This window comes from Kribbella sp. NPDC026596, from assembly GCF_040638415.1.
Taxonomy (GTDB): Bacteria; Actinomycetota; Actinomycetes; order Propionibacteriales; family Kribbellaceae; genus Kribbella.
This window is the reverse complement of sequence record NZ_JBEZYF010000126.1, coordinates 1-9,825: the sequence shown is the minus strand read 5'-3', so window position 1 is coordinate 9,825 and position 9,825 is coordinate 1. Positions and strand designations below refer to the sequence as shown.

Below are 9,825 nucleotides of genomic sequence, written 5' to 3'. Positions count from 1 at the left end.
ACCGCGGCTTCTTCTTGCCCATGGACTCCATGATGAACATCCTTCCGGAGCACAAGCTCCTGATCTCGGATGTCCGTCAAAACGGGTCAGGCCCAGATCGATCAGATTGAGGTGGGTGCGCAGCCATCGAGGTCGCTTACCTCGAATCAGCCGCGCGAACGTGACGACGTCGTCGGCGCTGTGGCCGTCCGCCAACACCTTCAGGAGATACGGCCGCTCATCGGACGCGGCCGCGGCCAGCGTCGCCTCCACCCGGGTCCGGTCGGCGGGCGACTCGTCGCCCAGCCTCTCCGCCGCCCGCACTGCCGGTGACTCGGTGGGCACCGGATCGTGGTGTCGTTGCACCAGGGCGGCGACCTTCAGCGGATAGCGGATGAGCTCCAGCTGCGGACCGATCGCGTACCCCGTCATGGAGAGCAGCAAGGTCGATACGACCGCGGGCCGGCGCACGATCGCGGTCCAGCGCCGCAACATCCGGGCCGGCCTCAACCTCGTTGCCCTGAGCATCGATCCGGTTGCCACGATCAGTCCCTTCCGACCACGTCACAGTTCGTCCTTCCTTCCCTTCCAGGGTGTCGCCGGAGCGGTCGGATTTCGTCACGGCAAACGGCCATTCGCCGTACCGGCTAGCCGCAAGATCGCGGGTTGCAGACCGGACCCGGCCGCGCTTCCTTACCGCTAGCGCGAATACCCGGTACCCGGCAGCAGGAATTTCGATCCCCTGGCGCCAAGGTCCAGGTAGCCGGATTGTCCGACGACCGGCCGGTTGGCATCCTGTGGCCATGGAGTTGCGCTGCTTGATCGTCGATGACAGCCTTCATTTCCTGTCGGCTGCGCGCGGTCTACTGGAGTGCGAGGGCATGGCGGTCGTGGCCGTGGCCTCGACCGGGGACGACGCCGTGCGGCGCGCCACGGAGCTCAGCCCCGACGTCACCCTGGTCGACATCGACCTCGGCGCAGAGAGCGGCTTCGAGGTCGTACGACGGTTGACCCGCGAGACCGACCTGGCGCCGGCCACTGTGATCTTGGTCTCCACTGACGCCGAAGAGGATTACGCGGACCGGATTTCGGCCAGTCGGGTCGCCGGGTTCCTACCCAAGACCAGACTGTCCGTCCCGGCTATCCGCGACCTGTTGGGACTCACGGCCTGACGGCTGTCCAACCTGTCAGCGAGCCCCGAGGAAGGTGACCACTGCGAGTGCCGTCGGCCCTGGGCGCGCCGACGCGCTCCTGAGCCGGGTTACTCGAAGCCGGCCTGGAGGGCCGCAAGCGATCTCATGGCCGAGAACTCGATCTCCGCCAGTTCGCCGTACAGTTTGCGGACCTCGTCCGCACCCCAGATCGGCGAACTGACCCGGTGATGCGTGATCGCCGTGATCATGAGAAACCGGGCCTGGGTGGAGTTGAAAGCACCGTCCAGCCAGTCTGCACGTTCCATGTCCGCCTCCGGGCGATTCGCACTCGCCGGGAGCGATGAGCGCGATTCATTTCATGCTGCCCGCCGGACGGGCGATCATCGCCCCCGCCAGCACCCGTCCTACGTCCGGAGAACCGGAATCCCGCCGTACCTGCTGGCCGGTATCGACCTCCGACGCCCTGCCCCGCGACGGCTAAGCCGCGACGCGCTGGTAGCCGCCGCTGATCCAGTCCACGGTCAGGCGTGCGTACTCCTCGGATGCTTCCTCCCAGGCGAAGTGGCCGGCATCGAGCCGATGCGCCTCGCAGTGCGGGAGGTGGTCGGCCAGGAACTGGTTGTTCGACCAGGGCACCAGTTCATCACCCTTCCCGGCCACCACTTGGACCGGCGTGGTGATGGTCGGCAGCAGATCACGCAGGACTGGGTTCTGCACGGGATAGTGCCGCACGAACCGGGCTGACTCGGCGAACCGTCCAAGGTCATAGGCACTGACGTAGTCCTCGTGAACCTCCGGCTCGCTGTCGGCACCTGCAGCCGGCTCGACCGCGTAACCGATGTTCGTCCTGGCATCCAACCCGCGTACGACGTCCAGGTCGGGCGCCTCGATGACGTCCTTCAGCGCTCCGCCCACATCGATCGGATAGCGGACCGCGCCGCCGCCGACCGTCAGGCTCGTCACCCGATCGGGAGCTGCGGCCGCGAGGAAGAGCGCTGCCGCAGTGCCGACATCGGGACCAACGACGTGCGGCGCCCCTAAGCCCCACTCGTCGATCAAACGCGACAGGAACCCTCCCATGGCGTCGGGAGCGATGAGTTCTGTGCGGTGCTGATCGGAGTGACCGAAGCCCGGCATGTCAATAGCAACAACGCGCCCCAGCGGCGTGACCCGGCTCCAGATCCGACGGAACGCCAACAGACTCTCCGGCCATGGCGCGAGCATCAGCACGGGTGGTGTCGGAGTCTGCCCTGGTGTCCGCATAGCGCACCCGTACTCCGTCGCAAACACGAAAGTAGGTGGGGATCTCAACACTCATCTGCTCGCCTTCCGTTGCCCTCGTCGAACGATCCTGCCGCGCCCGGCAGCGCACCGACATCACTCGAACAGGTGAGAACGTGAAGGAGCTCGCCGAGTACCTCGGCCACCACGACCCTGGATTCACGCTTCGCCTCTACACGCAGCGACACGATCGAAGAACCATCAGTAGGCCTCTGACCTGCTACTTCAGCTCGGCTGAGGTCTTCCCCAGTAGGCGACGGGCGACCACCCGCATTAGCTGAACCCGGCCGCCGAGCCCAAGCCTGACGTGTCCAGTGAAGATCGCCGTCCCATTTCACCTCGTAGCGAGATCCGCCCGGGAGCGCATGCGGGTCAGGGATCTGGTCGGCCGAGCAGGGCAGCCGACCCGCCGCCGCCCAGGCCCTCCAACAAGCCTTCGAAGACCATGATCTCCTGTGAGAACACAACGTTGCGTGGCACTCGCACGGGCCATTGCGTGCTAATCGAACGAATACCTGACGGCAGCTCAACCGCCGCGTGCTCCGAGGACTGTCCCTGGTCGCGTTTACGCTTCGAGAGTGAATCGCATCGACCGGCTGTATGCCGTGGTGGAGGAGCTTCGGGCAGCGGGGCTGCGCGGGCGTACCGCGCGACAGTTGGCCACCCACTTCGAGGTCAGTGTGCGGACGATCGAGCGGGATCTGAGCGCGCTGGGTCAGGCTGGGGTGCCGCTCGCGACGAAGCAGGGCCGAGGCGGCGGCTTCACGATCGACCGCTCGATGAGCCTGCCGCCGCTGAACTTCACCCCGCGCGAGGCGGCGGCCGTAGCGGTGGCGCTGAGCCGGACCGAGCACGTCCTGTTCAGGAAGGACGCGCGCAGCGCGCTGCAGAAGATCATCGCCGCGATGCCCGAGCGCGCCCTCGCCGAGGCACGCAGCGCGGCCGCGAAGGTGCGGCTGCTCGTGCAGCCGGTTCCGGACCCCGACGCCGAGATCGCCGAGACCATCTGGCGGGCCCTCCGTGACAACCACGTGCTCCGGATCCACTACATCGACGTCGGCGGCGTCGAAACGGTCAGAGAGGTCGAGCCGCAGCATGTAGTGGTCGGCCCCAACGGCTCCTATCTCACGGCATGGTGCCACCTGCGGGAAGACGACCGGGTGTTCCGGATGGACCGCATCACCGAGGCCGAGCGGTTGCCTCGCCTGCCGCACCCGCGGCCGGTGCCGGAGCCAGTCGTCGATGGCCACGAGACGAAACTCCCGGCGTCGGCCCTGCGTCCCGAAGATCTCCTGCCGAACTCCGACATAGGGCTGTCGCGAACGACCGAGACGGTGGATTCAGCCCGCTATACCGGCGGATGATCCGAGCAGCAAGGAGACACCGATGACCACCCCCGCTCCCGGCACCCTGGCCTGGTTCGAAGTCGGCACCAGCGACCCGGGCGGCGCACAGAAGTTCTACGGCAGCCTGTTCGACTGGACCTTCGACGCCGACGGACCTGCGGCGTCCGGCCTGGACTACCGCAACATCACCGCCTCCGGCGCAAGTGCGCCGATGGGCGGCATCGCCAACACCGGCGACTCGCCCGGCCATGCCGTGTTCTACATCCTCGTCGCCGACGTCGCGGCCACCTGTGCCGACGCCGAACAGCTCGGCGGTTCAGTGGTGAGCCAGCACCTCGACCCCGGCCCGGGCGCCCCGGCGTTCGCGTACCTGTGCGACCCGTCTGGCAACAAATTCGGCGTCTTTACGCCACCGGCGGCCTGATGGCGGGAAGCAGGAAGGGCACGTCCCCGGCGGAGTCATCCGCCGGGGAGGTCGGCCGTGACCTCTACGACGAGCTCACCGACGACCTGCTTTACGACCCTGCCATCGGCCGGGCCACGATGATGGGCTACCCGTGCGTGCGGCTGGCCGGACGCTTCCTTGCGAGCTACGACGGCACGTCGGGTCTGGTCGTCAAGGTCCCTCGCGACCGGGTCACCGAAATCATCGAGACCGGCACCGGTAGCCCGTTCGCCCCCGCCGGCAAGGTTTTTCGCGAGTGGGTGTCCATCCCGACACCCGATCGTGAACTGTGGACCGCTCTGCTCGCCGAGGCTGTCGATTTCGCCCGAAAGTCACTCCGCCAAGAGCAGTAGGGAACAGGTGGGGCGTCGCCATCGTCGGGTCTGGCGACCACATCGGGTCAGTTGTCCATCTTGTGCGTCCGCCGTTCGTAGTGTGGGTGAGAGCGGGAGCAGTGTCTCGCGGCACCGAAAGGGATCCCCACATGACGTACTACCTGTTGCGGCCCGGGCAAGCGGTTCAAGGTCCGCCGATGTCCGAGGACGAGCTGAAGGAGCACATGCAGGCGATCTTGCGGCTCGAGGCGGACATGAAGTCCACCGGTGCCTGGGTGTTCGGAGGACGATTGCACGATCCCTCGACCGCTACCGTCGTACGGGCCGAGGCTGATGACGTACTGACCACCGACGGGCCTTTCGCCGAGACCAAGGATCATCTCGGCGGCTTCTATCTGATCCGGACGAGCAACCTCGATGGCGCGCTGGAGTGGGCCGGGAAGGTCAGCGCCTTGATCCGGGCCTCGATCGAGGTCCGGCCGTTCGTGGACGACATGACGTCTTAGCACCCCATGGTGGCCGACCGCGAGGCGATCGGCCGGATCTTCCGCGCGGAGTCCGGCCGGTGCGTCGCTGCCCTGATCGCGATGTTCGGCGACATCGACCTGGCCGAGGACGCGGTCCAGGACGCGTTCGCGATCGCCGTACGGCGCTGGCCCGCCGAGGGAATGCCGCCCAACCCGGGTGGCTGGATCACCGTCACCGCCCGAAACCGTGCCATCGACAAGCTACGGCGTGATGCCCGAGGCAACGAACTGCTCCAGCAGGCCACCATTGATCCTAGCGGAGCAGACACCCTGCCCGACGACCGGCTGCGACTCATCTTCACCTGTTGCCATCCAGCACTCGCCCCACAGAGCCAGGTCGAACTGACGTTGCGGCTGGTGTGCGGCCTCTCTACCGCCGACGTCGCCAGGTCGTTCCTCACCAACGAACCGACCATGGCCAAACGGCTGGTGCGCACCAAACACAAGATCAAGGCGGCGAACATCCCTTACCGGATCCCCGGCGATACCGAACTGCCCGATCGGCTCCGCGCAGTCCTCGCCGCCATCTACCTCAGCTACACCACCGGATACGGCGAGCCCGACCGCTCTCCCGACCTGTCCGGCGAAGCCATCGACCTGGGCCGGATGCTACGGCTGCTCATGCCCGACGAGCCCGAGGTCGCCGGCCTACTCGCACTGATGCTCCTCACGCAGGCCCGCCGTCGAAGCCGCATCGACAGCACCGGCGAGCTCGTTCTGCTGCGCTATCAGGACCGCCGACTGTGGGACCGCGGTCTGATCCGGGAAGGGCACAGCCTGGTCCGCTGGTGCCTGCGCCGCAACGAGCCCGGCCACTACCAGCTAGAAGCAGCGATCGCCGCGGTACACGCCGAGGCACCCGCGTTCGAAGACACCGACTGGCAACAGATCCTCGCCTTGTACGACCAACTGATGACCGTCGCCCCCACTCCGGTGGTCGCCCTCAACCGGGCGGTGGCGGTCGGCGAAGTCCACGGCGCAGCGAGAGGCCTCCACGAGATCGACCAGCTCAACCTGCCCAGCTACTACCCGTTCCACGCGGCGCGGGCGGAATTTCTCCATCGACAAGGGCATGTCGAGGACGCCGTACGCGCCTTCCGGACGGCTGCGTCTTTGGCTCCGGACGGCGCGGAGCGACGCTACCTCCAACGCCGAACTGCGATCACATAACGTGATCCCGACGCTCCAACGAAGAGCTGGCTCGGTTGTCCAGATGGCGGCCTGGCGTTGTCCGACCAACTGCACTCGCGCTGAGGTAGTGGACGGGTTCCCCGGCCGTCAAGGGGATGTTCCGACTGTGAGGTGCCCGGCCGGACTGTGGCCGGGAACCCACCAAAGCGGACTGCCGACTCGGTGTCCTCCAGAATCCGTGCCTGCACCTGGTGGGAACCACCCGACGCGGCGTGCTCGCTCGTGTTCTGCATATCGGTGCCGACAGACGCAGCCACCGGAATCCTTGACATGCGGCGAGCAGGCGCCGAAAACGACCGCCGACTGGACCCGATTGACGGCGCATAACGAGCTGAGGCGAACCAGCCGGCATGCTGCCCCGACAACCAGGCGGCCGTCACGCAGCGTTGCCACGGCACACCTCCATCTCGTCGCCGGACACCATTCAGGTTAGTGCTCTGTAACCGCGGGCTCCCTTGACGAGCACGACCGTCAGGGTCACCTGTCGAAGACAGGGGATGAAGTCGAGTGCTGAGCCCATTCCTGACGACCGTGTGCTGCCGTACACACGAGTCCTGTCGCTGTGCATCGTGTCGTTCCTGGTCGCGGGGTTCGTGATTCTGTACCTGTTTCCTCAGCACACCGCGCGGTTGTGGGCATGGCCGCTGCGCCCGACCATGACCTCGATGGTCCTCGCGTCGGCGTACCTCGGCGGCGCCTACTTCTTCGTCCGGGCAGCCCTCGAGCGACGATGGCACGTCCTCTCCCCCGGCTTCTTGTCAGTCTCGCTGTTCGCGACCCTCCTCGGTGTCGCGACTGTGCTGCAGTGGAACAAGTTCACCCACGACAACCCCGCCTTCTGGATCTGGTCCGCCCTCTACTTCACCGCCCCGATCCTCGTTCTCGGTGCCTGACTCGCGAATCGGAGGTACGCCGACCCCCCGAGCGACGACCTGGTCGCTCCGGCTGTGCGTGGCGTCGTCACAGGCGTGGGCGTACTCGCGCTGATCCAGGGGGCCGCCATGTTCATCTCGCCCTCGACGTTCCTGGACCTCTGGCCGTGGACGCTCTCCCCACTCTCCTGCCGGACCCTGGCGGCCGTGTGCTGCCTGGGCAGCGCCGGGGTCGGGATCTGGAACGACGCCCGCTGGTCGACGCTGCGACAGATGCTCGAGGTCGAGATCGTGATGGTCGGCTTGATCCTGCTCGCCGCGCTGCGGGCCCGCGACCAACTCGATTCTTCGAAGCCCGCTCGCGTGGCCGATGCTGATCGGATTCTCGCTGCTGTTCTTCGCCTCGATCGTCGTCTGGTCGCGCCACGGGCTCCGCTCACGGGCCGCGCTGAAGCGTCCGGCACCATCGGCTGACAGCCGACTCGCGATCAGCGTGGGCCCGTCGATGGTCTCACAGGTCCGGCGACTGACGGGTGCTGGTCAGAGCGGCGACGGCTGTGGCGATCTCGGCTGGAAAGTCCTCCTGGAGGAAGTGTTTGCCGGGGACTGTGGGGATGTCGCCGAGTCGGGCCGCGAGGCGAGCTTGTACGCCGTACGTGCGCAGCGGCAGCGCGGTGTCCTTGCTGCCCCACAGTATTCCGAGGGGACGCGCGCCGGAGTCAAGGACAGCCTCGTAGCGCCGGCGCTTCTCGACAGTCCGCTCGAAGGACCGCATGATCCGCAAGAACGCGCGACCGGAATCATCCCCGAGAAGCAGTCGCAGGTACGCGTCGACAGCCGCCCGCGGCACATCCGGACCGAACCCGATCCTCCGCATCAGGGTGCGGAAGACCACCGGCGCTCGTGCTGTCGTCAGCCAGGCCGGCCCCAGCACGCGATGAGCGAAGGGCTCCATCACCCACGGCCGTCGAAAGGTGTCGACGGCAACGATCGTGTTGAGCAGCAGGATCGATCGCACCCGCTCAGGCACCGCGGCCGCGATCTCGAAACCGACAGGCCCCCCGATGTCATGCACCACGAGATGAACCCGATCCAACCCGAGCGCGTCGAGCGCGGCAGTCGCCCACCGGCCGAGCCCGGTCCAGGAATAGTCGAAATCGCCCGGTCGCGTGGCCAGACCCAAGCCAGGCAGGTCGAACGCGATCCCACGCAGCCCACGATGCGCCAACTCGGGCAACACCGAGCGATAGAGGAACGACGATGCCGGTACGCCGTGCAAGCACACGACCGGCTCCGCGTCCGGCGCCCCCTGGTCGAGGACGAAACTCCGTACGCCGTCCGCCGTGAACTCCCGCCCAGCGGCCCGGTGAGCGGCCAGAACCTCGTCAACGGTCACGACATCACTCCCCCACCGGTCAGATCGGGGCTGCCTCGCCGGCCGGGGTGACTGCCAGCCACAACCCGCCGAACTCCTCGATGTTGTGACACTTCACCTCATTCTTCCCTTCATGGGCGTAGAAATAGAGCGGATGCCCTCCGTACGTGACCTGAGTGGCGCCGTCCGCGCGCGTCGTCGTACCGAGGAGAGACTGCTTCACCCCGCCAACAGCCACAGGTCGCCCCGTCGTCACCACCGGTGGCCACGCCCGGGCGCAGGGTCCGTAGCACGCCGGGGACCAGGAATTCTCCTTGCCGAACAAGTAGATAGCCTGGCCCGTCGCGTCGAACAAGATCGTGCCGAAGTCGCTCGAGGCGCCCTTGATGTGGGTCCCGGACCCGGCGGGAATGCCGGCCGAGGGAGTCTGCGCGCCGCTCGACGTCGAACTCCCGGTCGACGGGTGAACTGACGACGAGACCGAGGTCGCCGACGCCGGCGGTGCCTCAGCACCGGACTGGCTGCCACAACCCGCGACGACCAGTCCGCAGGCGGTGAACCAAGCGACCGTGCGCATCACAACCAACTCCGACCCAGGATCCTAGTCCTCCGACCGTACTGCCGAACGACCTGTTCCGATCCCCTCCGTCACCGGACCGTAAGGCCAGCCGTGGGCGACGCTGTGCCCAGAGGCGGGCGGACTCGAGTTGCCCGGCGAGTCGCAGCAGCGTCGCCTCGTCCCCGTAGCGGCCGAGGAAATGGACGCCGATGGGCAGGCCGGCACCGTTCCAGTACAGCGGCACCGAGATGGCGGGGTTGCCGGTGAGGTTGGCGACCATCCCGACGTAGGCGACGGTTCGGCCGCCGGCGCGGAGCGCGCAACGGATCCACGGCGGTCGAGGTGATCTCGCCAATCGTTGCCGGAGGCATCGACGGCGTAGGGTGAGCCACACGTCGATCCCGGTCAGCCATTGCGCAACGACGCGGGCGAAGGCCTGGCAGTCCTCGATCGCGAGCAGGTAGGCGGCCGCGAACACTTTCGTCCTCGCTCCCAGTACGCGCGGGTCAGTGGTTCGAGCTCGTCGTCGGCCGGGCGCGGACCTCCGTGGCGAACGGACGTTCGGCTTCGGCACCCGTACGGGTCGCCGAGTGCGGGGCCAGCGGTGGCGTCGAGGGTCGCGCCGAACTCGCCGCAGCTGCCGGCCTCGGCGGGCGCACCGGGCGCCTGGGCGACCCGGTGGAACGAGCCCGGAAGACCGTCAGGGCGTTATTAGCCGGTGATTGATGTGAGTGCGACCGGCCTTCGTGCAGGGGTCTGTG

At 67.2% G+C, this 9,825-nt stretch carries 13 protein-coding genes; 8 read left to right on the top strand and 5 right to left on the bottom strand.

Annotation, left to right across the window (positions count from 1 at the left end; translation table 11 throughout):
* On the bottom strand, positions 1-474 hold a 474-nt coding region (locus AB0E63_RS45525), incomplete at its 3' end, for a hypothetical protein (RefSeq protein ID WP_360380885.1).
* 308 nt (positions 475-782) lie between these two features.
* Between AB0E63_RS45525 and AB0E63_RS45520 the strand changes: the two genes are divergently transcribed.
* Positions 783-1,151 carry a response regulator transcription factor gene (locus AB0E63_RS45520; RefSeq protein WP_360380883.1) on the top strand — a complete coding sequence of 123 codons (369 nt, stop codon included), beginning with the start codon at positions 783-785 and terminating at the stop codon, positions 1,149-1,151.
* An 89-nt stretch (positions 1,152-1,240) separates the two neighbouring features.
* On the opposite strand, the gene AB0E63_RS45515 is transcribed toward AB0E63_RS45520, so the two are convergent.
* Together AB0E63_RS45515 and AB0E63_RS45510 are read right to left on the bottom strand one after the other, a co-directional pair.
* Positions 1,241-1,438, bottom strand: coding sequence for a hypothetical protein (locus AB0E63_RS45515; RefSeq protein WP_360380881.1), 198 nt, complete (start codon positions 1,436-1,438; stop codon positions 1,241-1,243).
* Positions 1,439-1,610: 172 nt separating this feature from the next.
* A complete protein-coding gene (locus AB0E63_RS45510) occupies positions 1,611-2,396 on the bottom strand; it encodes an alpha/beta hydrolase (RefSeq protein ID WP_360380878.1) in 786 nt (261 codons plus the stop codon).
* Positions 2,397-2,992: 596 nt separating this feature from the next.
* Here AB0E63_RS45510 and AB0E63_RS45505 point away from each other — a divergent pair.
* The 7 genes from AB0E63_RS45505 (at position 2,993) to AB0E63_RS45475 (ending at position 7,604) form a co-directional block, all read left to right on the top strand.
* On the top strand, positions 2,993-3,778 hold the full coding sequence (locus AB0E63_RS45505; RefSeq protein ID WP_360380876.1) for a YafY family protein: 786 nt from the start codon (positions 2,993-2,995) through the stop codon (positions 3,776-3,778).
* A gap of 22 nt (positions 3,779-3,800) precedes the next feature.
* Complete coding sequence (locus tag AB0E63_RS45500; RefSeq protein ID WP_360380873.1) at positions 3,801-4,184, top strand: VOC family protein; 384 nt, start codon at positions 3,801-3,803, stop codon at positions 4,182-4,184.
* Positions 4,184-4,558: a hypothetical protein gene (locus AB0E63_RS45495; protein WP_360380870.1), complete on the top strand. Its 375-nt coding sequence runs from the start codon at positions 4,184-4,186 to the stop codon at positions 4,556-4,558. Before AB0E63_RS45500 ends, AB0E63_RS45495 begins: the two co-directional genes overlap by 1 nt.
* 131 nt (positions 4,559-4,689) lie before the next feature.
* Positions 4,690-5,046 (top strand): YciI family protein, encoded by a 357-nt coding sequence (locus AB0E63_RS45490; protein WP_360380867.1) that lies wholly within the window; start codon positions 4,690-4,692, stop codon positions 5,044-5,046.
* Positions 5,047-5,055: 9 nt separating this feature from the next.
* Complete coding sequence (locus AB0E63_RS45485; protein ID WP_360380864.1) at positions 5,056-6,237, top strand: DUF6596 domain-containing protein; 1,182 nt, start codon at positions 5,056-5,058, stop codon at positions 6,235-6,237.
* A 518-nt stretch (positions 6,238-6,755) separates the two neighbouring features.
* Positions 6,756-7,151: a hypothetical protein gene (locus AB0E63_RS45480; protein ID WP_360380861.1), complete on the top strand. Its 396-nt coding sequence runs from the start codon at positions 6,756-6,758 to the stop codon at positions 7,149-7,151.
* A gap of 54 nt (positions 7,152-7,205) precedes the next feature.
* On the top strand, positions 7,206-7,604 hold the full coding sequence (locus tag AB0E63_RS45475; RefSeq protein ID WP_360380858.1) for a hypothetical protein: 399 nt from the start codon (positions 7,206-7,208) through the stop codon (positions 7,602-7,604).
* Positions 7,605-7,641: 37 nt separating this feature from the next.
* Here AB0E63_RS45475 and AB0E63_RS45470 read toward each other — a convergent pair whose 3' ends face one another.
* Together AB0E63_RS45470 and AB0E63_RS45465 are read right to left on the bottom strand one after the other, a co-directional pair.
* The gene (locus tag AB0E63_RS45470) at positions 7,642-8,526 is read right to left on the bottom strand and encodes an alpha/beta fold hydrolase (protein WP_360380855.1); all 885 of its coding nucleotides are present in this window, start codon (positions 8,524-8,526) and stop codon (positions 7,642-7,644) included.
* A 19-nt stretch (positions 8,527-8,545) separates the two neighbouring features.
* Positions 8,546-9,082: a hypothetical protein gene (locus AB0E63_RS45465; RefSeq protein WP_360380852.1), complete on the bottom strand. Its 537-nt coding sequence runs from the start codon at positions 9,080-9,082 to the stop codon at positions 8,546-8,548.
* Positions 9,083-9,825 lie beyond the last annotated feature (743 nt).

Coding starts and splice junctions, on each gene's coding strand:
- AB0E63_RS45520 (WP_360380883.1), top strand. CDS start 783: ATGGAGTTGCGCTGCTTGATCGTCGATGACAGCCTTCATTTCCTGTCG.
- AB0E63_RS45515 (WP_360380881.1), bottom strand. CDS start 1,438: ATGGAACGTGCAGACTGGCTGGACGGTGCTTTCAACTCCACCCAGGCC.
- AB0E63_RS45510 (WP_360380878.1), bottom strand. CDS start 2,396: ATGCGGACACCAGGGCAGACTCCGACACCACCCGTGCTGATGCTCGCG.
- AB0E63_RS45500 (WP_360380873.1), top strand. CDS start 3,801: ATGACCACCCCCGCTCCCGGCACCCTGGCCTGGTTCGAAGTCGGCACC.
- AB0E63_RS45495 (WP_360380870.1), top strand. CDS start 4,184: ATGGCGGGAAGCAGGAAGGGCACGTCCCCGGCGGAGTCATCCGCCGGG.
- AB0E63_RS45490 (WP_360380867.1), top strand. CDS start 4,690: ATGACGTACTACCTGTTGCGGCCCGGGCAAGCGGTTCAAGGTCCGCCG.
- AB0E63_RS45480 (WP_360380861.1), top strand. CDS start 6,756: ATGAAGTCGAGTGCTGAGCCCATTCCTGACGACCGTGTGCTGCCGTAC.
- AB0E63_RS45465 (WP_360380852.1), bottom strand. CDS start 9,082: ATGCGCACGGTCGCTTGGTTCACCGCCTGCGGACTGGTCGTCGCGGGT.